The following is a 20644-nucleotide window of genomic DNA, read 5'->3' as shown; positions in this document are numbered from 1 at the left end:
CGAAAACGGTCTGGGACCCGCCGTTTCCCGAACGAAAGCGGGGTGGCGGCGGGGGTCGATCAGTCGTCGTGGGGGTCGTCGGAGTCGTCGAGGACCTCTCGCAGCCGCGCCGCCGTGTCCGCGCGCAGGGTGCCGCGGGTCTCGGCGCGGTCGGTCGTCGCGCGGGCGAGGGTCTCCCACACGGCCCGCACGTCCGGGGGCAGTCCCCCGGCCTCGAGCTCCCCGAGGGTCTCACGGTGGGTCCGCAGCGTGTCGACGTCACCGCGGGCCACGGGGCCGGTGAGGGCGCCGTCGCCGTCCGTGAGCGCGTTCTCCAGCGCGGCGGTCATCAGTGAGCGCAGCACCCGCTCCGGGTCGGCCACCCCGATCGTCTCCAGGATCTGGCGGGCCTGCGCCGTCAGCGTCACCAGGTGGTTCGACCCGTGGGACAGCGCCAGGTGGTAGGCCGCCCGGTCGGCCTCCTTCACGACCACGGGCTCGCCGCCCATCTCCACCACGAGCGCCTGGGCCACGGGCAGCACCACGGGGTCCGCGGTCACGCCGAACACGCAGTCCTGCAGCCGGGCGACGTCGAGGCTCAGCCCCGTGAACGTCATGGCCGGGTGGATCGCCAGGGGGATCGCCCCGTGCGCGCGCACCGGCTCCATCACCCCCACCCCGTAGCGGCCGGAGGTGTGCACGAGCAGGTGGCCGGTCTGCACGTGGCCCGCGGCGGCCAGGCCGGCCACGAGCTCGCCCAGCGCGTCGTCCGGGACGGCGAAGACGACCATCTCGGAGCGGCGCAGGATCTCGGGGATCTCCAGGACGGGCACGCCCGGCAGGAGCATCTCCGCGCGGTCCCGCGAGGCCTCGGAGACGGCGTGCACGCCCGTGATCGTGTGGCCCGCAGCCCGCAGCGCCGAGCCCAGCACGGCCCCCACTCGACCCGCGCTCACCACGCCGACGCCCAGCCGCCCGGGCCGCTGCGCCGGGTCATGCGGGTCCAGGCTCAGGTCGAGTCCGCCGGTCATCGCTCCTCCTCGCCGCGCACGGCGGGGACGTGCGCCCCGCTCTCCTCCCCGACGACGGCGCCGCCGACGACGCCGGCCCGGGCCAGTTCGCGGCGGCCCACCTCGGTGGCCGCGACCTCGCGCGTGCGCTGCTCGAAGCGGGCCAGCTCCTCGGGGCGCATCCACTGGTCGCGGTCGGCGAGGCGACGCGAGACGGCCGCGTGCCGGGCCTCCCGGGCGTACAGGTCCACGGCCACGTCCTCGTCGAGGTCGCGGACCACGGCGTTCGCCCCCGCGACCCACACGCGCACCGTGGCCAGGCCCAGGCGTCGCTGCACCGGGCCCTGCGCCAGCTCGGCCGCCTGCATGCGCTCGTGCTGGAGGGTCTGCAGCCGGCGGTTCAACCAGCCGCTGCGCACCACCAGCAGGGACCGCGTCGTCGTGAAGCCGGTCCGCCGCCAGGCGAACCAGTTGAACCACCACCTGCCGCGCCGCGGCACGTGCTGGAAGCCGCCCTCCGTGCCGGTGCCGTGCACGCCGAGGTGCATGAGCCCGGCGGGGGTCAGCCCCTGCGCGGCGCGCGGATCGCCGTCCAGGCCCGGGTCCGGGGCCACGACCGTGAGGACGCGGAGCACGTCCTCCCACGGGCCGACGGGCAGCGCGACGTCCCGGGCGCCGTCGGACTCCTGCAGGTACCCGGCCACCGCCATGTTCACCCGATACCAGCCGAAGGGCCGCCAGAACAGGGGCTGGGAGACGGTCACCCCCTGCACCCGCCCCGGCGGGACGGTCTGGTGGGTGGTCTCGGTGAGCCCGTGCCGCAGTCGCAGCCCGTCGGTGGAGCGGCGCACCTGGAAACCCCAGCCGGCGTTCAACCGGGACCACGCGACGCCGGCCACGGAGAACAGGGCGGGCAGGGACGCGGCCGCGCCGATCCCGGTCAGGGTCTCCCCCTCGTCCAGCACCGCCTCGGGCAGCAGCGCGACCACGAGGGCGAGGCCGCCCAGCCAGATCAGGGACCCGGCCAGCACCCCCAGCACGCCTCCGGAGAGCAGGACGGAGCCGAGGAGCCGCCCCGCGGGCACCTGCAGCATGAGTTCGCCGGCGTCCGCGGCGTCGGCGTCGGGGAGGCCGGGCTCGGCCGCCCGCTCCGGCGCGGACGCGTCCGCCCCGGCTCCCCCGAGCATCCCCGACGCGCGGTCCAGGATCTCCCGGCGCACCGCTTCGGCCTCGGCGCGGCGCAGGAAGGACAGCTCGAGCGCGGACTCGCCGCCGTCGGCCGCCTCGACCTTCACCGTGGCCAGCCCGAGCAGCCGAGCCACGAGGGGGTGCTGCAGGTCCACCGCCTGGATGCGGTCGTAGCGCATCTGCCGGCGGCTGCGGAAGAGCCAGCCCTGGCGCAGCTCGATCCGGTCCTCCCCGCAGCGGAACCGGGTGAACCACCAGGAGAAGAAGAACACGAGGCTGATCAGCAGGGTGACCCCCAGCAGGATGCCGCCGGCCACGAGCAGGCTGCCGTCGCCGCCGCCCGGGGCGTCCTCCCCGCTGAGCCGGCCCGCCGCGAAGTCCTCCACCGCGTTGCGGCCCGCGAAGAACAGGATCAGCAGCAGGAAGGTCCAGCCCCGCACCCAGGGCGAGGCGGGGTGGACGCGGACCCAGCCGGCGTCGTCGGCGGGGGGCGGGGCGGCCGCGCTCACAGGCCCGCCAGCCGCGCCTGGCCGCGCGCCATGAGGACCTCGCGCAGCTCCTCGGCCCTCTCGCGGGGCACGCCCTCCAGGGTGACGTCCCCGCCCGCGGCGGCGGTCTTCAGGGTGAGGGTCTGCAGCCCGACCCGGCGCAGCAGCGGACCGTCCGACACGTCCACGTACTGCAGGCGGCCGTACGGCACCGCGTGCACGCTGCGGAACAGGATGCCCTCGCGCCACAGGACGTCGTCCTCGCGCTCGGCCCAGCCCATCGCGCGCACGCGCCGCGGGATCAGGATCAGGTCCACGATCCAGGACACGACGACGACGGCCGGCAGCCCCCACGCGACCCACGCGGCCATCCCCGCCCACGGGCCGGTGAGCTTGAGGATCAGCGGCACGGAGAACGCGGCGAGCCAGATCAGGTGGCCGATGGTCGTGGCGATGAGCTTCACCGTGGTCAGCCGCGGCGAGGCCGGCGTGAAGGCCACGCCGCTCAGGTCAATGCCGGGCACGGGCATACCCTCCTTCGGTCTCGGGACGGACCGGTCGGCCGCGGCCCGGGGACCCATCCTGCCCACGGCCGCCCTCGGGCGCATCCTCCTCAGGGGGGATCCGGCACCACCGTTCGACGATCAGCCCCACCACCAGCAGGACGAGACCGCCGGCGGCCTGCAGGGCGGCCTCCCGCACGGTCGGCGCCCCGACGCCGGCCCGCAGCAGCACCTGCACCGCCACACCGGCGTGCCAGCCGCCGAGGGCCGCTCCCGCGAAGCCGGAGGCCTGGCCGAGCACGAGCGTGCGGGCCGCGGCGAGCGGGTCCATCCGCGCGGCGGCGGGCTTCTCCCGGTCCCGGCGCACCCGCCAGCCCAGCCCGATGCACAGCACGGAGACCGCGGCCACGGTGATCAGGCCGCCGCGACCCACCACGGGCGCCGGCCAGCCCAGGGACGGCGCGGCGAGCCCGGCCAGCCAGCCGAGCACGGCGGCCGCCAGCACCACGAGCAGGGTCCACCCGGAGCGCAGCGCGATCACGTGTCCTCCCTCCCGAGGGCGTCCGGGCATGCCGGGCGGAGCGGGACGACGTCGTCGGTGCCGGCCAGCAGCCGGTGCCGCTCGGGCTCCTGGCGGCGCACCCCGGGGGCGTCCGCGGCGACGGCGGCGAGGTCGGCGACGGGCGTGCCGGCGAGCGTGGCGTCCGCGTCGAGCCACAGCCACGGCAGCAGCACGAAGGCCCGCTCGGCCGCGCGGGGGTGCGGCAGGGTGAGGTCCGGGTGGTCGCTGCGCACGTCCCCGTAGGCGATCACGTCCACGTCCAGGGTGCGCGCGCCCCAGCGGACCTCACGCCGCCGATGGTGGTCCTGCTCGAGCCGGTGCGCCACCGCGAGCAGCTCCCACGGCGCGAGGTCCGTGCGCAGGGTGACCACCTGGTTGAGGTAGTCGGGCTGGCCCGGCGGCCCGCCCACGGGCGCGGTGACGGCCCGGGGCGAAGCCCGGACGTCCGTGATGTGCGGCAGCGCGGACAGGGCGGCGACGGCGGCGTCGAGCGTCTGCGCGGGCTCGCGCAGGTTGGCGCCGAGGGCCAGCACGGCCGCGACGGGCGCGTCCGGGCGGGCGCCCAGCGCGGGGACGGGCGCGGGGCCCTCGGCCAGGTGCGACCAGTCGACGGTGCTCACGCGAGGTCCTCCCGGGTGCGGTGCACGGTGACGGCGGCGTCCGCGAAGTCGTGCGGGATGGGCGCCTGCGGCTTGTGCACGGTGACCTCGACGGCGGTCACCACGGGCTGCTCGGCGAGGACGGCGCGGGCGATCCGGTCGGCGAGGGTCTCGATCAGGTCCACCGGCTCCCCGGTGACCAGGCGGACCACCGTGTCCGCGACCTCGGCGTAGTTGGCGGTGCGGGCGAGGTCGTCGCCGGCCGCGGCGGGGCCGGCGTCGAGGTGGAGGACGACGTCCGTGACGAACGGCTGCCCGTCCCGGCGCTCGTGGTCGAAGACCCCGTGGTGCCCGACGGCGGACAGTCCGGCCAGGCGGATGCGGTCCCGGGCGCTCACGGCAGCACGTCCTCGGAGACGGGCTCACCCGGGGCGTGGGCCCCGGCCCAGGCCGCGGCGGTGCGGACGGCGTCGGCGCTGGCGCGCACGTCGTGCACGCGCACGCCCCACGCGCCCTGGGCGGCGGCGAGGGCGGAGATGGCCGCGGTGGCGGCGTCGCGCGCGGCGGGCGGGGCCGGGGTGCCGTCGTCGTCCGCCAGCAGCGTGCCCAGGAACCGCTTGCGCGAGGCGGCGACGAGCACCGGGTGGCCCATGGCGCGGAGCCACTCGAGGCCGCGCAGCAGCTCCCAGTTCTGCTCGCCGGCCTTCGCGAAGCCCAGGCCCGGGTCGACGATCAGCTGCGCGGGCTCGACGCCCGCGGCGAGGAAGCGGCCGGCCACGTCCCGCAGCTCGCACACGACGTCCGGGACGGTGTCCTCGTAGACGGCCAGCCCGTCCATGGTCTGCGGGTTCCCGCGGTTGTGCATGAGGATGTACGGCGCGCCCGACGCGGCGATCAGCGCCGGCATATCCGGCTCGTGGGCGAGGCCGGAGACGTCGTTGACGATCACCGGCCCCAGCGCCAGGGCAGCCCGGGCGGTGGCGGTGTGGCGCGTGTCCACGGAGAGGACGACGTCCTCGGCCAGCAGCGCCTCGATCACGGGCAGGATGCGCTCCTGCTCCTCGGCCGGCGGCACGGCGCGGGCCCCGGGGCGGGTGGACTCCCCGCCCACGTCCACGATGTCCGCGCCGTCCGCGACCATGCGCCGGGCGTGCTCGACGGCCGCGCGGACGGTGGCGTGCTCCCCGCCGTCCGAGAACGAGTCAGGGGTGACGTTGAGGATGCCCATGACCAGGGTCCGGTCCGCGGGCAGCCGCCCCAGCAGGGCGCGGTTCGCCTCCCGCGCCGCCGCGTCGATGCTCTCGTCCACGTGTCCTCCTCCGCCGTCGGTGGTCCTCAGCCGTGCATGATGAGGCTCATCGCCTCCGAGCGCGTGGACGGATCCCGCAGCTGGCCGCGCACCGCCGAGGTGACGGTCTTCGCGCCCGGCTTGCGCACGCCGCGCATGGACATGCACATGTGCTCGGCCTCCACCACCACGATCGCCCCGCGCGGGGCCAGGTGCTCCATGAGCGCCTCCACCACCTGCGTGGTCAGCCGCTCCTGCACCTGCGGACGCCGCGCGTACAGCTCCACGAGACGGGCCAGCTTGGACAGCCCCGTCACGCGGCCCTCGGCGGAGGGTATGTAGCCGATGTGCGCGGTGCCGTGGAACGGCACCAGGTGGTGCTCGCAGGTCGAGTAGAACGGGATGTCCTTCACCAGCACGAGCTCCTCGTGCGCGATGTCGAACGTGGTGCCGAGCACCTGGTCCGGGCTCTGGTGCAGGCCCGCGAAGAACTCCGCGTACGCCTTGGCCACCCGCGCCGGGGTGTCCGCCAGGCCCTCGCGGTCCGGGTCCTCACCGATCGCCAGCAGGATCTCCCGCACCGCCGCCTCGATGCGCGGCCGGTCCACCGCGGTCGAGTCCGGGTCGAACGTGCCGGGGACGGCGTCGTCGGGGGTGTGGGCTGTCATGCGGGTCTCCTGCGCGGTCAAAAGGTCGGTCCCTCGCCGGGGCCCGGCGTGTTGCTCGGACCGCCGTGCGGCGGCAGGCCGGGGCCGGCCGCGTCCCCGCCCAGCGACGACGGCGGCGCACCCTCCGGACGCACCGGCACCGTGGTGCCCTCGACGCCGACGGGGGTCTGCTCCCCGCCGTCGTGGCGCGAGCGGCGCTCGGAGGGGGAGAGGACGGGCGGGATGTCCTGCGGGAGCCGGTCGTCCGAGGCCAGCCACACGCCGCGCTCGGGCCGCTTGCGCACGTCCGCGAAGATGGCGGCGATGGCCTCCTGGGTCAGCGTCTCCTTCTCGAGCAGCTCGTAGGCCAGCCGGTCCAGGACGTCCCGGTTCTCCGTGAGCACCCAGTGGGCCTCGGCGTGGGCCTGGTCCAGCAGGGTGCGGACCTCGGCGTCCACCAGGTACGCGAGCTCCTCGGAGTACTCACGGGAGGAGCCGCCGGCGGCGCCGCCCACGAAGGGCTCGGAGCTGCCGCCGCCGAGCTTGACCGCGCCCACCTTGGCGGACATGCCGTACTCGGTGACCATCTTGCGGGCCGTGTCCGTGGCCTTCTGGATGTCGTTCGCGGCGCCCGTGGACGGGTCCTTGAACACGATCTCCTCCGCCACGCGCCCGCCCATCGCGTACGCGAGCTGGTCCAGGAGCTCGTTGCGGGTGACGGAGTACTTGTCGTCCTCCGGGACCACCATCGTGTAGCCCAGGGCGCGGCCGCGGGGCAGGATCGTGATCTTGGTGACCGGGGCGGAGTTGCGCAGCCCGGCCGCGACGAGCGCGTGGCCGCCCTCGTGGTAGGCGGTGACCTTGCGCTCGTGCTCGTTCATCAGGCGGGTGCGCTTCTGCGGGCCGGCCATCACGCGGTCCACGGCCTCGTCCAGGGCGTGGTTGTCGATCACGTTGTTGTTCGAGCGCGCCGTGAGCAGCGCGGCCTCGTTGATCACGTTGGCCAGGTCCGCACCCGTGTAGCCGGGGGTGCGCTTGGCCAGGGAGCGCAGGTCCACGTCCAGGGCGATCGGCTTGCCCTGCGCGTGCACCTCGAGGATCTTGGCGCGGCCCTCGAGGTCCGGGGCGTCCACGGGGATCTGGCGGTCGAAGCGGCCCGGGCGCAGCAGCGCCGGGTCCAGGACGTCCGGGCGGTTGGTCGCGGCGATCATGATGACGTTCGTGGAGGCGTCGAAGCCGTCCATCTCCACGAGCATCTGGTTCAGGGTCTGCTCGCGCTCGTCGTTGCCGCCGCCGATGCCTGCGCCGCGGTGCCGGCCGACGGCGTCGATCTCGTCCACGAAGATGATGGCGGGGGCGTTGGACTTGGCCTGCTCGAAGAGGTCGCGCACGCGCGAGGCGCCGACGCCCACGAACATCTCCACGAAGTCCGAGCCGGAGATCGAGTAGAACGGCACGCCGGCCTCACCGGCCACGGCCTTGGCCAGGAGGGTCTTGCCCGTGCCGGGCGGGCCGTAGAGCAGCACGCCCTTGGGGATCTTGGCGCCCACCGCGCGGAAGCGGTCCGGCACGGTGAGGAACTCCTTGATCTCCTGGAGCTCCTCCACGGCCTCGTCCGCGCCCGCGACGTCCTTGAACAGCACGTCCGGGTTGTCCTTGTTGATCAGCTTGGCGCGGGACTTGCCGAACTGCATGACCTTGCCACCGCCGCCCTGCATGCGGGACATCAGGAACCAGAACAGCAGTGCGATGAGCAGGAACGGAACCATGAAGCCGAGCAGCGAGAGGAACCAGTTGCTCCGCACCGGCTCGTCCGTGTAGCCGTCCAGGGCCGAGTCGTCCACCGCGGTGACCACGTCCGTGGCGCGCGCGGTGGCGAAGTAGAAGTAGACCTCCTTGCCGAGGTCCCGGTCGTCCTGCTTGTAGGGCTCACGCAGGGTGAGGTCCACGCGCTGGTCCCCGTCCACCACGCGGGCCTGCGCGGCCTTGTCGTCCTTCAGCAGGGCCATGCCCACGTTGGTGTCCACCATGGTGCGGCCGCTCTGTGACGTGGTCAGCGGGATCGCGACGGCGAGGACCAGCAGGCCCAGCAGGATCCAGACGTAGGGCTTGTTGAACAGCTTCTTCACGGTCCGAGTGTCTCCTGGTCTGCCGCGGGGGCCGGGCTCCCCGGGGCGGCCGCCGTGCAGCCGGGGCCGGCGCAGGGCCGACGTCGCGCCCGGGTCAAGCCTCCACGGTACCGGCCCCGCCCGGGTGTCCGCTGACTGTTCGCGTCAGGTGGACAGGGCGCGGGCGGTCAGCCGGCGCCGACGTCGGCCAGCACCGTCCTGGCACCCACCGGGAATGCGAGGGGTCGGAATGGCGCGTGGATCGCACCTCAGAGCGACCGCTCGCGTGACAGGAACGCTGGCGCTGCGACCGCGCCCCTGCGTCCCCGCCTGCACAGACCCCCGTGCACCCGCATCCCTCCCCAGGCCGGCGGCGGCTCAGGACGCCGCCCGCTTTACCGCGCCAGGCTGGCACCATGCGTCACCCCGCCCCGCTTCCCGCGGCCTTGCTTCACGGCCCCTTCACCGCCGCGCAGGCGAGGGCCGCCGGCATCGACCGCAACCGGCTGCGTCGCTCCGACGTCGAACGCCTCGCCCGGGGCCTCTACCGCCGGCGTGAGGCCACCCCGGCCGCCGTCGAGCGCCCCGCGGCCGGCTCCTCCCCCTACCGGTGGAGCACCCCGCTCTCGGCCACCCAACACGAGCTCCTGCTGCGACTCGCCCGGCACCGCGCCACCACGGTGGTGTCGCACCAGACCGCGGCCCGCGCCCGGGAGATCTGGCTGCCGGAGCGACTGGACGCGGGGGACGGCGTCCACGTGAGCCGCCCGCGAGACCGTGGCCGTCTCGCCCTCCCCGGCGTCATCTCCCACCGGACGGCGCTCCCGCCCGCGGATGTGGAGCGCGTGCGGATCGGCGGCCTGGCCTGGCACGTCACCGCCCCGCCCCGTCTCTGGGTCGACCTCGCCGCCCTGCTCGACGACGACGAGCTCGTCATCCTCGGCGACCATCTCGTCCGCCGGGCGAAGCTGTCCGGCGGTCCGGGCGCCGCCGAGCGGGCCCGGGCGGCCCTGGCCCAGGCGGCCGAGGCAAGCCCGTCCGCGCACAACCGGCGACGACGGCTCCGCACTGCCGCCACGCTGGTCCGGGTCGGTGCACACTCCCCGAAGGAGACGCGGCTCCGGCTCGCACTGACGGCCGCCGGGCTCCCCGAGCCCGCACTGCAGCTCGAGGCCCGGGACCCGGAGTTCTCCCTGCACCACCCCGCGACGGCGGACCTGGGCTATCGGCAGGCGAGAGTGGCCCTGCACTACGACGGCGGCCACCACGGTGCGGATCGCCAGATCGATCGCGACGTGCAGCGCAACGCGGCCTTCGAGCGACGGGGCTACCGGAACATCACCGTGTCCTCCTCCGACGCTCGCCGCGGATTCACGCGCGTGATCGTGGAGGTGCGCCGTCACCTCGGGGACGCCGGCGACCTGTCACGCAAGGAGTCGGAATGGGGCGTGAATGGCACCTCAGAGCGACCGCTCACGTGACAGGTCGCTGCTGCGGCGGCCACGCCGGGCCGGGCCCCCGGTCAGCTGTACACGTGCGGGGCGAGGGTGCCCACGAAGTCCAGGTTGCGGTACTTCTCCGCGTAGTCCAGGCCGTAGCCCACCACGAACTCGTTGGGGATGTCCCGCCCGACGTACTTCACGTCGATGTCCACCTTCATGGCCTCCGGCTTGCGCAGCAGGGTGCAGATCTCGACCGAGGCGGGGCCGCGGGATTCGAGGTTGGCCTTGAGCCAGGACAGGGTCAGACCGGAGTCGATGATGTCCTCGACGATCAGGACGTGCCGGCCCGTGAGGTCCGCGTCGAGGTCCTTGAGGATGCGCACCACGCCGGAGGACTTGGTGCCGGAGCCGTAGGAGGAGACCGCCATGAAGTCCAGCTCCACGTGGGAGTGCAGGGCACGGGTGAGGTCGGCGACCACCATCACGGCGCCCTTGAGCACGGCGACGATGAGCAGGTCCTTGTCCGCGTAGTCGCGGTCGATCTGGCGGGCCAGGTCCGTGATCGTGTCCTGCACGTCCTCGCGGGACATGAGGACGTGGGTGAGGTCGTTCTGGACATCCTGTGCGTCCATGCGCCGCTCCTGGTGAGTGCTCGTGCGGGAATGCCGGGCCGGGCCGCAGTCAGGGACCGGGCAGGCAGGGGATGAGGTCCAGTCTGGCACACGCCCGATGCGCGGCCACCCCGCCGGGCAGCTCCACCGGACCGGCCGACGTGCCCCCCGCGCGGGCGCCCGTCACGAGGGTGTCCACCGCGAGGATCCGTTCGCGGGGCGGGGCCTGCCCTCCCGCGGCGCGGGCGGCGCGCGCGATCACGCGGTGGCGCACGGCGGCGGGCAGCGCGGCCAGGGTGTCCAGGTCCAGGGAGACGACGCGCGGGTCCCGGCCGGGCGGGTCGACGCGCAGCCGGGTGAACTCGTCGCCGGCCCATGCCTCGAGGGCCGCGGCGTCCTCGGCCGCGATGGCCGCGGTGCGCACCAGCCCGGCCCGCACGCCGGGGCCGAGGCCGGCGTCGGGGTCCTCGAGCGCGGGCAGCACGCGGGTGCGGACCCGCGAACGCAGCAGCGCGGGATCGCGGTTGTGCGGGTCCTCGAACCAGGTCAGCCCGGCCCAGCGGCAGATCGTCTCGGTGTCCGCGCGGGTCAGGCCCAGCAGCGGGCGGGCGACGGCGGCCCCGCCCGGCAGCGTCCCGCGCGCCGGGATCCCCGCGAGGGACCGCGTGCCGGACCCGCGGGCGAGCCCGAGGAGGACCTGTTCAGCCTGATCGTCGGCGGTGTGGGCGGTGAGGACGACGGCGGTGCCCGCCCCCGGGGCGGCGCCCCCCTGCCCCGCCTCCCGGGCGGCGGCGGCGAGGGCCACCCGGCGGGCACGCCGGGCGTCGGCCTCGGGGCCGTCGCCGGTGCGGGCCACCTCGACCCGCGTGACGGTGACCGGGGTCAGACCGAGGATGCGGGCGACGTCGGCGGCGGCCGCCGCCACCGCGTCGCTGCCCGACTGCAGCCCGTGGTCCACCACGGCCGCGCCGATCGGACCGAGCCGCGCACCCTCCCGGGTGCCCACGAGGACGGCGCAGGCCACGGCGAGCGCGAGGGAGTCGGCGCCACCGGAGAGGGCGACGAGGCCGCGGGGACGACTCCCCGCCCGGCCCGGCACGACATCCGCGCGACGGGGCCCGTCGCCCGCCAGGGCCTCCCGCACCGCCGCGACGGCCCGGTGCAGGGGCTCGGGCCAGCGGGTGCGCGGCGGCCATGCGCCGACCGCGGGAAGGCCGCCGACCCCGCCCGCCGGCGTCGGCCCCGGGTCCCGCGCCTCAGGCCTGGGCACGGATGCGCGCCACCCACGTCTCGGGGGCGTGGAGCTCGGCCTCGCTCGGCAGCAGCTCGGGGGCGTCCCAGACCACGTTGAACCCGGCCATGCCGAGCTCGGCCACGGCGGCGGCCACGAACCTCTGACCGTCGCGATACTGGGCCATCTTGGCGTCCATGCCCAGCAGACGGCGGAGCATGCGGTCCAGGGGCGAGCGGCGGTCGCCGCGCTCGTCGAAGCGGCGGCGGATGGTCTTGACGGAGGACACGACGGAGGAGTCGACACCGTCCATCACCACGTTCGCGTGCCCCTCGAGCAGGGACATCACGGCCGTCAGCCGGGACAGGCGCTCCCGGTCCTCCTCGTCCTGGATCGCGCCGAGCAGGCCCGGCGCGGGTCGGGCCGCGACCGCGTCCTGCGCGTCGTGTCCGTCCCGTGTCCCGGTCCGGCCGGCGTCGGCCTCCCGACCCAGCGGGTTCGCCGCCGCGAGCGCAGTGCGCAGGCGCTCGGGCAGGGACTCGGCCTTGTCGAACAGGCCGACGGTGAGCGCCGTGATCTCGCCCCGCAGGTGCTCGCGCAGCCAGGGCGCGGCCGCGAACTGCACGCGGTGGGTCTGCTCGTGCAGGCAGACCCAGAGGCGGAAATCCGCCGGGTCGACGTTGATCTCCGCGCGCACCTGCGCGACGTTCGGGGCCACGAGCAGCAGGCGTCCGCCGGCGGGGCCGGCCGCCGTCCCCCCGGGGCCGGGCAGCGCGATGAACGGGTCGTACTGGCCGAGGATCTTCCCGGACATCCAGGCGAGGATCCCGCCCATCTCCAGGGCGGTGGCGTGCCGGGTGACGCGGGTGGTGGCGGCGTGCTCACGGGGCCGGGTGTCCCGCAGATGCGCGAACGTGGGGTCCAGCAGCGTGGCGAAGGACTGGGTGGCGGCGCGCGACCAGGTGGGGCGGTCCACCACGAGCACCTGCGAGTCGCGCAGGTCCCGTGCCGCCTCGAGCCCGGTCAGGCGGTGGACGTGCGGCACGGCGGCCTCCGCGGCGGCGCGCAGGCCCTCCGCCTCGCGCGTCGCCTCGCGCGGCGTGAACCGGGGGCCGGCGGCGGCGAGGGACCGTGCGGTCCGTGCTGCGAAGGCCCAGTCCACCGGGTGGGCGACGGCGGGGCCCGGCTCGGCGGGGGCGCCCGGCTCGGCGTCCGCGGCGGTGCGGGGGCGGTCGGTCGCGTGGTCGTCGCTCATGGGCTCCATCAGACCACAGGGCCCGGGCCTCGGATCAGAGCCCGGCGACGGCGCTGACGGCCTCGTCGACCGCCGCGCGCGCGGGCTCCAGCTTCCACTGCAGATCCGAGCAGATGATGCTGAACGCGAGGACCCGCCCGGACGTCGTGGTGACGGTGCCGGTGAGGGAGACCGTCTGGTCGAGCGTGCCGGTCTTCGCGGCCACGGCCTGCCGCGCGGGGGCATCCGGGAACCGGTCGCCCAGGGTGGAGTCTTCGCCGGGCCGCGGCAGGCCCTCCAGCACGGTGGCCAGGGCGGGCGTGCGGGCCACCCCGGCCACGACGCCGGCCAGCTGGCCCGCACTGACGCGGTTGTCCGGGGACAGGCCCGAGGAGTCCACGAGCGCCATCCCGGCGGTGTCCACGCCGAGGTCCTCAACGGTGGCCGTCAGCAGCCGCGTGGCGCCCTCGTGGGTGGCCGGCAGGTCCGTGGCGGGCGCGGCCGTGTGGGCCAGGGCCTCGACCACCTGGTTCTCCGAGTGGGCCAGCAGGTACGCGACCTGCTCCCCCACGGACGCGGACTCCACCGCCGCGACGGGGGCGGCGGCGAGGACCGTGGCGCGCGGCACCTCGGTGGCCGGGAGCGTGTCCCGCAGGCCCACCTCGAGGTCGGCGCCGGAGGCGGCCACCGCGTCGTCGAGCGCGGCCTGGAAGGTGAGCGCGGCGAACTGCGCCGGGTCCTCGATGCGGTCCTCCCCGGTGCCAGGGGCCTCACGGCCGCCGTAGGTGGCCAACGGCTGCACCGGCGCGATGTTGCCGCTCTCCGGGATGTCCGACGTCCAGCGCGGGTTCAGGGCCGTGCGGTCCGTGAAGAGCCGCAGGTCCGTGCTGACCACCACCTGCCCGGTGACGCCGTCCTCGACCAGCCCGGCCACGGTCCGCTGCGCGAGGGTGCGCAGGCCCGCGCGGCCGGAGACGTGCGTCGAGTCCGAGGCGCCCGTGCCCAGCAGCACGTCGCCGCCGCCCACGAGCACCAGCTCGGTGGCCGCGTCGTCCGCGGTGGGCTGGGCCACCACGGTGGTCTGCAGGGTCGTCTCAGGACCCAGGGCGGAGACGATGGCCGCGGCGGCGAGCACCTTGAGCGAGGACGCGGGGGCCACGGGCTCGTCCGCGTCCCGCGCGTACAGCACCTCGCCGGTGGCCAGGTCGCGGAACTCGGCGGAGGCCGTGCCCGGGGACGTCTCCAGCCCCGGCTCGACGGCGGCCGCCACCTCGGCCGCGGTGGGGCCGGCGGACGGGGACGACGACGTCGGCGCGGCGGTCGTCGACGAGGCGGGCGCGCTCGACGGGGCCGGCGGCGCGGTCACGGGCCCGCAGGCGACCAGGACGGCCGCGAGCGCGGCCAGGAGGACGGCGTGGAGCGAGCGGCTCCGGGGGCGTTCCGTGCGTCGATCCCGACGCCCAGTGCGCCCCGTGTCCACCTGTCCCATGCGTCCATCATGACGGACGCCCCCGGTAGGCTGACGGCAGCACCGCCGGTCGGCGCCGCGCCGCCCGGACACCCCACCCTCTGTGCGAAGGAGAGTCATGGCGCACGACGTCACCATCGAGATCCCCGCGGGCTCCCGCGTGAAGTACGAGTTCGACCACGAGACCGGCCGCCTGCGCCTGGACCGTGTGCTCTTCACCTCCATGCAGTACCCCACGCACTACGGCTACTTCGAGAACACCCTCGGCGAGGACGGCGACCCGCTGGACGCCCTCGTGTACCTGCCGGGCTTCGACCTGGTGCCGGGCTGCGTCGTCGAGGCCCGCCCGATCGGCGTGTTCAACATGACCGACGACGGCGGCGGCGACGCCAAGCTGCTGTGCGTCCCGGCGGACAAGCGCTACGACCACATCACCGAGCTCGAGCACGTGGAGGAGTCGCTCAAGCAGGAGATCGAGCACTTCTTCACCCGCTACAAGGACCTGGAGCCGGGCAAGTGGGTCAAGGCCGAGGGCTGGGAGGGCCGCGCGGCGGCCGAGGCCGAGCTCGAGGCCTCCATCCAGCGCTTCGACGCCGAGGGCGAGGAGTCCCCGACCGACGAGCCCCAGGGCCGCGCGGTGGACACCGAGGAGGCGCAGCCGGCCACCGAGGAGGGCGAGGCGACGGACGAGCCCCAGGGCCGCTGATCCCCGCACCGCCCACGCGCGCGACGCCGGCCGCTCACCCCTCGGGGTGGGCGGCCGGCGTCGTCTGCGGGCTGGCAGAATCGACGACCATGTTCGTGCTCACCATCAACCAGCGGGACACCCTCGACGCCGGCGACCGCGTGGACACGTTCCTGCGCGCCCTCCAGGACGTGCCGGGGCTGGACGACGCCGTCGTGCTCCCGTTCCAGCGCGCCGTGGGCGACGAGCTGATCGGCGCCGTCGAGGACCCGCGCGTCGCCGTGGACGTGGCGCTGCGCGCCCTGCGGCAGCGCCGCTGGAACGTGGGGGTCGGCGTCGGGACGGTGACGCACGCGGACGGTGCGGCGGGCGCGCCCGCCTCCGGGGACCTGCACGACGCCGGCGGGCCCGGTCTCGCGGCGGCGCGGCGGGCCGTGGAGGCGGCGGCCGTGTCCACCGCGCGGATCCCGTTGGCCGTGCGCGGCCGGGACGAGGAGGCGGCCGCCGAGGCCGAGGCCGTGCTGCGACTCGTCGGGCAGCTCGTGTGGTCCCGGACCGACGCCGAGTGGGCGGTGCTGGACCTGCTGGTGCCCGGCGTGCGCGGCCAGCAGAAGCCGGCGGCCGCCGCGCTCGGGATCACGGCGCAGGCCGTCTCGCAGGCGGTGCAGCGCTCCTACTGGAACGAGGAGCACGCCTGCCGCCCCGCCGCCGCGCGCCTGCTCACGCTGGCGGGGGGCTGACCCGGCGGCCCGGGCCGGTCGCGCCGCTCAGGCCGCGGCCGGCTCCTCGAGGAGCGAGCGCAGCACCGTGGCGAGCCCGTGCTCGTCCACGTGCCCGGTGACCTCGTCCGCGGCTGCCACGACCTCCTCCACGGCCTGGCCCATGGCCACGCCGCGGCCGGCCCAGCGCAGCATCTCGATGTCGTTGCGGCCGTCGCCCACGGCCACGGTGTCCTCGGGGGCCACCTTCAGCACGGTGCGCAGCGCCTCGAGCCCGGACGCCTTGGTCACGCCCGCCGCGGCGACGTCAAGCCACGCCGTCCAGCCCACGGAGTAGGTCACGCCGGACAGGCCGATGCCCTCCACCGCGCGGCCGAACTCCTCGGCGGAGGAGTCCGTGGAGAACACCACGAGGCGCACGGCCGTGGTGTCCATCAGCTCCTCGAACGTGACGCCCTCCGCGGCCACGCCGAAGGACATGTCCTGGAACCGCTCGGTGGAGCGGAAGGTGCCGTCCGGCAGCTCGAGCGCGTACTTGGCGCTGGGCAGGCGGTGGCGCAGCTGGGTCAGCACCGAGCGCGGGTCGAAGGTGCGCAGGTCCGTGACCTCGTAGCCCTCCTCCAGCTCGGGGTCCAGGCGCAGCGTGACCCCGCCGTTGGAGCACACCATGAAGCCGGCGCCGATCCCCAGGGAGCGGGCCACGGGCAGGGTGGCCCCGCGGGAGCGGCCCGTCGCGATGACCACGTGATGCCCGGCGTCCAGCACGGCCCGCACGGCCGCGCGCACGGGCTCATGCAGATGGCCGTCATGGTCCACGATCGTTCCGTCCACGTCCAGGCACACGAGCTTCTTCGTCATGACCCCCACCCAACCACACGGCCCGGACACGACGGCGACGCGCGGGTGAACGGCGAGGGCGCCGCAGGGGCGCCGCGGGACAGGCGGGCGAGGCGGCCGGGGCCGCGGGGCGGGCGGGCGAGGCGACCGGCGCCGCGGGGGACGACGTCGTCCGCTCAGACCAGCTCGAAGCGCTCCATCCCGCCGAGGTAGGGGCGCAGCGCGGCGGGCACGGTGACCGAGCCGTCCGCGTTCTGGTGGTTCTCCAGGATCGCCACGATCCAGCGGGTGGTGGCCAGGGTGCCGTTGAGCGTGGCCACCATGCGGGTGCCGCCCTTGGAGCCGTCCTCCGTGCGGACCCGCTCGCGGATGTTCAGGCGGCGGGCCTGGAACGTGGTGCAGTTCGAGGTGGACGTCAGCTCGCGATAGGTGCCCTGCGTGGGGACCCAGGCCTCGCAGTCGAACTTGCGGGCGGCGGAGAGGCCGAGGTCGCCGGCGGCGATGTCGATCACCCGGTACGGCACCTCGATCGCGGCGAGCATCCGCTCCTCCCACGCCAGCAGACGCTCGTGCTCCGCCTCCGCTTCCTCCTGGGCGGCGTAGATGAACATCTCCAGCTTGTTGAACTGGTGCACGCGGATGATGCCGCGGGTGTCCTTGCCCGCCGAGCCCGCCTCACGCCGGTAGCACGTGGACCAGCCGGCGTACCGGACGGGGGCGGACACGTCCATGATCTCGCCCGCGTGGAAGCCGGCCAGGGCCACCTCGGAGGTGCCCACCAGATACAGGTCGTCGCGCTCGAGGCGGTAGATCTCGTCGTCGTGCTCGACGTCGAAGCCGGTGCCCTGCATGGTCTCCGGACGCACCAGGGTGGGCGGGATGACCGGCACGAAGCCGTTCTCCAGGGCCAAGTCCAGGCCCAGCTGCATCAGGGCGAGCTCGAGACGCGCGCCCACGCCCTTGAGGAAGCTGAACCGGGCGCCGGAGACCTTCGCGCCGCGCTCCATGTCGATCGCCCCGAGCAGCTCGCCGAGCTCGAGGTGGTCGCGCGGCTCGAAGCCCTCGGCGGCGAAGTCGCGCGGGGTGCCGACCTCCTTGAGAACCACGAAGTCGTCCTCGCCGCCGGCCGGGACGCCGTCGACGATCAGGTTCGGGAACGCGCGCTGCAGCTCCGCGAGGCGGGCCTCGGCGGCGCCGGCGGCCGACTCGGCCTCCTTCACGCGCGCGGCCAGGTCCTTCACCTCGGCCAGCAGGGCCTGCTTCTCCTCGCCCTTCGCCTGGGCGACGCGCTTGCCGAAGGCCTTCTGCTCCGCGCGCAGCTGCTCGAAGCCCGCGATGGACGAGCGGCGGGACGCGTCCGCCTCCACCAGACGGTCCACGAGGGATGCGTCCTCCCCGCGGGCCTCCTGGGAGGCGCGGTACTTCTCGGGCTGCTCGATGAGGTCCTTGACGTCGATCACGTGCGCCAGCCTAGCGGGCGGGGCCGACGCCTAGATGTTGTGGGTCATGAGGTTCTTGGCACGAGGGCCGGGCTGAGATGAGACGAGCGGGCCTCTCCCGCAGGATGGAAGTTCCTCAACAACCCACCTGCCCGAAAAGACCCACTCATGACTCACGCTAACGCACCCCTGACCCCCACCGGCCGTCTCAGGATGGTCCACCGCCACCTGCACGACGGCATCCCGCAAGCCCATGTCGCCGCCGAGTTCCGGGTGAGCCGGCCCACGGTGGCCACCTGGGTCGCCCGCTACCGCGCCCAGGGAGAAGCCGGCCTTCAGGACCTGCCCAGCCGGCCGCACCGTTCACCTGCCCAGCTCGATCCGGTCCTGGTCGCCCAGATCCACGCCCTGCGGCGGGAGCGCAAGTGGTCCGCACGGCGCATCCATCACCACCTCGTCTCCGAGGGCCACCGGGTGTGTCTTCGTACCGTGGGACGGTGGCTGCACCGGGCCGGGATCTCCCGCCTACGGGACCTGACCCCGGCCGGAGAAGACCTGCGCCAACGACCCCAGAAGATCACCGCGAGAGGGCCGGGGCACATGGTGCACCTGGACGTGAAGAAGATCGGGCGCATCCCTGACGGGGGCGGCTGGCGTGCTCACGGCCGGGACTCCGAGAACGCGCGAGCAGCCAAGCGCGGGCCTGGCCGACGGGTCGGCTACACCTACCTGCACTCGGCGATCGACGGGTTCACCCGCCTGGCCTACACCGAGGCGTTGGAGGATGAGCGGACGGTGACCACGATCGGGTTCTTCTGCCGGGCGCGGGCGTTCTTCGCCGCGCACGGCATCACCGTGGACCGGGTGGTCACGGACAACGGGAACAACTACCGGGCCGTGGACTTCACCGCCAAGGTGGTCTCGCTCGGGGGCCGGCACCACCGGATCCGGCCCTACACGCCCCGCCATAACGGGAAGGTCGAACGCTACAACCGGCTGATGGTCGATGAGGTCCTCTACGCCCGCCCGTACTCCTCAGAGACGGCCCGGCGTGAGGCGTTGGCAGTGTGGGTGAACCACTACAACTACCATCGGCCTCATACCTCCTGCGGAGACGCCCCTCCGGCCTCGTTGGCCCCGGCCCGAGTCAACAACGTCATGACCTCTTACACCTAGACTCGGGGCATGACTCCCGAGTGGTGGATGGCGCTGGCCGCCCTGGTGCTCCTGGCCCTGCTGGTCGTCGTCGTGGTGGTGCTGGCGGTGCGCCAGGTCCGCCTCGGCGTGCAGCACGAGCGGACGCGTCTCCTGGTGGACGCCCTCGACGCGCGGGTGGGCGGCGTGCAGCGCCGGCTGGAGGAGGTGCCCGGCATCGGCACGGGCCGCCACGAGGTCGCGCTGGTACTGAACCCCATCAAGACGCACGCGGACCGGGTGCGGCGCGAGCTCGAGCGGCTCGCGGAGGCGGAGGGTCTCGGCGAGGTGCTCGTGCTCGAGACGCAGGAGGACGACCCCGGCACCGCCATGGCGCGGCAGGCCCTCGACGCCGGCGCCCGGCTCGTGATCGCCGCGGGCGGCGACGGCACGGTCCGCACCGTGGCCGAGCAGCTGGCCGGCACCGACGTCGCCCTCGGCGTGGTGCCGCTGGGCACCGGGAACCTGCTGGCCCGCAACCTGGACCTGCCGATCAACGACGTCGAGCAGTGCCTGCGGATCGCCGTGGGGGGCCGGCAGCGGCGCATCGACACCGTGGACGTCCGCTTCACGCACGAGGACGGGCGCGTCACCCGGCAGACCTTCACCGTGATCGGCGGCGCCGGCTATGACGCGGACATCATGGGCGACACCAAGGACGAGCTGAAGAGCCTGGCCGGCTGGCTGGCCTACAGCGAGGCCGGCATGCGGCACCTGCGCGGCAAGCGGCACGAGGTGACCGTGGCCCTCGACGGCGGTCAGCCCCGCCGGTTCAAGGTGCGCACCGTGATGGTGGCCAACTGCGGGATGCTCACGGGCGGCGTCGAGCTGCTGCCCCAGGCCAAGCTCGACGACGGCCTCCTCGACGTCATGGTCCTCTCGCCCCGGCACGCGCTCGACTGGGCGCGGATCGCCGTGAAGACCGTGACCCGGCACCGCAGCTCCGTCCCCGCGATGCACACGGAGCAGGCCCAGCGCGTGAAGGTCGAGTTCGCCGAGCCGATGCCCTCCCAGCTCGACGGCGACGCCACCGGGGTCATCACCGCCCTCGACGCCCGCGTGCAGCCGGACTCGCTCGTCGTGATGCTCGTGGCCGAGGACGACGCCTCCGTCCGCGACGACGGCGTCTCCGCCGCCGCCCCCGTCCCGGAACCGGCCCCGCACATCTGACCCCCCGTCCCCGCTTTCGTTCGGGAAACGGCGGCTTCCCCAGCGCTTTCGTTCGGGAAACGGACGCCTCACCACCACTTTCGTTCGGGAAACGGGCGCCGGGGCGACGCGCGGACGGGAAGCGCGACGACGGCCCGTCGTCGCGGTGATCGTCCCGTTTCGTCAACGAAAGTCTCTCGAGGCCGCCGTTTCCCGAACGAAAGTGACCCTGGGGCCGCCGTTTCCCGAACGAAAGTGCTGTA

At 74.6% G+C, this 20644-nt stretch carries 20 protein-coding genes; 5 read left to right on the top strand and 15 right to left on the bottom strand.

The features are described 5' to 3' along the window. Window positions 1–59: 59 nt before the first annotated feature. The 9 genes from B1A86_RS00405 to ftsH are packed head-to-tail and all read right to left on the bottom strand — an operon-like array spanning window position 60 to window position 8393. The gene (locus B1A86_RS00405; RefSeq protein ID WP_061866861.1) at window positions 60–1010 is read right to left on the bottom strand and encodes a Rossmann-like and DUF2520 domain-containing protein; all 951 of its coding nucleotides are present in this window, start codon (window positions 1008–1010) and stop codon (window positions 60–62) included. Next, the gene (locus B1A86_RS00400; protein ID WP_078025979.1) at window positions 1007–2686 is read right to left on the bottom strand and encodes a PH domain-containing protein; all 1680 of its coding nucleotides are present in this window, start codon (window positions 2684–2686) and stop codon (window positions 1007–1009) included. The genes B1A86_RS00405 and B1A86_RS00400 overlap by 4 nt, the downstream gene beginning before the upstream one ends. Then, window positions 2683–3195 (bottom strand): PH domain-containing protein, encoded by a 513-nt coding sequence (locus B1A86_RS00395; protein WP_078025980.1) that lies wholly within the window; start codon window positions 3193–3195, stop codon window positions 2683–2685. Before B1A86_RS00395 ends, B1A86_RS00400 begins: the two co-directional genes overlap by 4 nt. Further along, window positions 3176–3709, bottom strand: coding sequence for a DUF3180 domain-containing protein (locus B1A86_RS00390; RefSeq protein WP_078025981.1), 534 nt, complete (start codon window positions 3707–3709; stop codon window positions 3176–3178). Before B1A86_RS00390 ends, B1A86_RS00395 begins: the two co-directional genes overlap by 20 nt. Next, on the bottom strand, window positions 3706–4350 hold the full coding sequence (gene folK / locus B1A86_RS00385) for a 2-amino-4-hydroxy-6-hydroxymethyldihydropteridine diphosphokinase (RefSeq protein ID WP_078025982.1): 645 nt from the start codon (window positions 4348–4350) through the stop codon (window positions 3706–3708). Before folK ends, B1A86_RS00390 begins: the two co-directional genes overlap by 4 nt. Then, the gene (folB, locus tag B1A86_RS00380; protein ID WP_044659875.1) at window positions 4347–4727 is read right to left on the bottom strand and encodes a dihydroneopterin aldolase; all 381 of its coding nucleotides are present in this window, start codon (window positions 4725–4727) and stop codon (window positions 4347–4349) included. Before folB ends, folK begins: the two co-directional genes overlap by 4 nt. After that, entirely contained in the window at window positions 4724–5638 is a 915-nt protein-coding gene (gene folP / locus B1A86_RS00375; RefSeq protein WP_041104655.1) for a dihydropteroate synthase, read from the bottom strand. The genes folB and folP overlap by 4 nt, the downstream gene beginning before the upstream one ends. Window positions 5639–5664: 26 nt before the next feature. Beyond that, a complete protein-coding gene (gene folE, locus B1A86_RS00370; protein ID WP_020625291.1) occupies window positions 5665–6285 on the bottom strand; it encodes a GTP cyclohydrolase I FolE in 621 nt (206 codons plus the stop codon). 17 nt (window positions 6286–6302) lie between these two features. Beyond that, window positions 6303–8393, bottom strand: coding sequence for an ATP-dependent zinc metalloprotease FtsH (ftsH, locus tag B1A86_RS00365; RefSeq protein WP_036380825.1), 2091 nt, complete (start codon window positions 8391–8393; stop codon window positions 6303–6305). 395 nt (window positions 8394–8788) lie between these two features. Between ftsH and B1A86_RS00360 the strand changes: the two genes are divergently transcribed. Then, entirely contained in the window at window positions 8789–9853 is a 1065-nt protein-coding gene (locus tag B1A86_RS00360) for a type IV toxin-antitoxin system AbiEi family antitoxin domain-containing protein (RefSeq protein WP_078025983.1), read from the top strand. Between the two features lie 41 nt (window positions 9854–9894). Here B1A86_RS00360 and hpt read toward each other — a convergent pair whose 3' ends face one another. The 4 genes from hpt to dacB are packed head-to-tail and all read right to left on the bottom strand — an operon-like array spanning window position 9895 to window position 14256. After that, window positions 9895–10446: a hypoxanthine phosphoribosyltransferase gene (gene hpt / locus B1A86_RS00355; RefSeq protein ID WP_002858265.1), complete on the bottom strand. Its 552-nt coding sequence runs from the start codon at window positions 10444–10446 to the stop codon at window positions 9895–9897. A 49-nt stretch (window positions 10447–10495) separates the two neighbouring features. After that, window positions 10496–11695 (bottom strand): tRNA lysidine(34) synthetase TilS, encoded by a 1200-nt coding sequence (gene tilS, locus B1A86_RS00350; RefSeq protein ID WP_078025984.1) that lies wholly within the window; start codon window positions 11693–11695, stop codon window positions 10496–10498. Beyond that, window positions 11682–12911, bottom strand: a complete 1230-nt coding sequence (locus B1A86_RS00345) for a zinc-dependent metalloprotease (protein ID WP_078025985.1) — start codon at window positions 12909–12911, stop codon at window positions 11682–11684. Before B1A86_RS00345 ends, tilS begins: the two co-directional genes overlap by 14 nt. A gap of 34 nt (window positions 12912–12945) precedes the next feature. After that, window positions 12946–14256: a D-alanyl-D-alanine carboxypeptidase/D-alanyl-D-alanine-endopeptidase gene (gene dacB / locus B1A86_RS00340; protein WP_246836834.1), complete on the bottom strand. Its 1311-nt coding sequence runs from the start codon at window positions 14254–14256 to the stop codon at window positions 12946–12948. A gap of 220 nt (window positions 14257–14476) precedes the next feature. Here dacB and B1A86_RS00335 point away from each other — a divergent pair, with 220 nt between their 5' ends. Both B1A86_RS00335 and B1A86_RS00330 read left to right on the top strand, forming a co-directional pair. Further along, window positions 14477–15064: an inorganic diphosphatase gene (locus B1A86_RS00335; protein WP_036337177.1), complete on the top strand. Its 588-nt coding sequence runs from the start codon at window positions 14477–14479 to the stop codon at window positions 15062–15064. Between the two features lie 89 nt (window positions 15065–15153). Next, a complete protein-coding gene (locus B1A86_RS00330; protein ID WP_036337173.1) occupies window positions 15154–15783 on the top strand; it encodes a hypothetical protein in 630 nt (209 codons plus the stop codon). Between the two features lie 27 nt (window positions 15784–15810). Here the strand turns inward: B1A86_RS00330 and B1A86_RS00325 are convergent, their stop codons facing one another. Next, window positions 15811–16620 (bottom strand): HAD family hydrolase, encoded by an 810-nt coding sequence (locus tag B1A86_RS00325; protein ID WP_063189155.1) that lies wholly within the window; start codon window positions 16618–16620, stop codon window positions 15811–15813. Window positions 16621–16775: 155 nt separating this feature from the next. After that, complete coding sequence (serS, locus tag B1A86_RS00320) at window positions 16776–18059, bottom strand: serine--tRNA ligase (RefSeq protein ID WP_078025987.1); 1284 nt, start codon at window positions 18057–18059, stop codon at window positions 16776–16778. Window positions 18060–18206: 147 nt separating this feature from the next. On the opposite strand from serS, the gene B1A86_RS00315 reads away from it, so the two are divergent. Further along, on the top strand, window positions 18207–19214 hold the full coding sequence (locus B1A86_RS00315) for an IS481 family transposase (protein WP_138976823.1): 1008 nt from the start codon (window positions 18207–18209) through the stop codon (window positions 19212–19214). Between the two features lie 9 nt (window positions 19215–19223). Further along, window positions 19224–20402: a diacylglycerol kinase family protein gene (locus tag B1A86_RS00310; RefSeq protein WP_044659865.1), complete on the top strand. Its 1179-nt coding sequence runs from the start codon at window positions 19224–19226 to the stop codon at window positions 20400–20402. Window positions 20403–20644 lie beyond the last annotated feature (242 nt).

Source organism: Micrococcus sp. KBS0714, assembly GCF_002008305.4.
Classification (GTDB): Bacteria; Actinomycetota; Actinomycetes; order Actinomycetales; family Micrococcaceae; genus Micrococcus; species Micrococcus luteus.
Note: the sequence above shows the minus strand (reverse complement) of the source record. Positions and strands in the feature narration are given on the sequence as shown.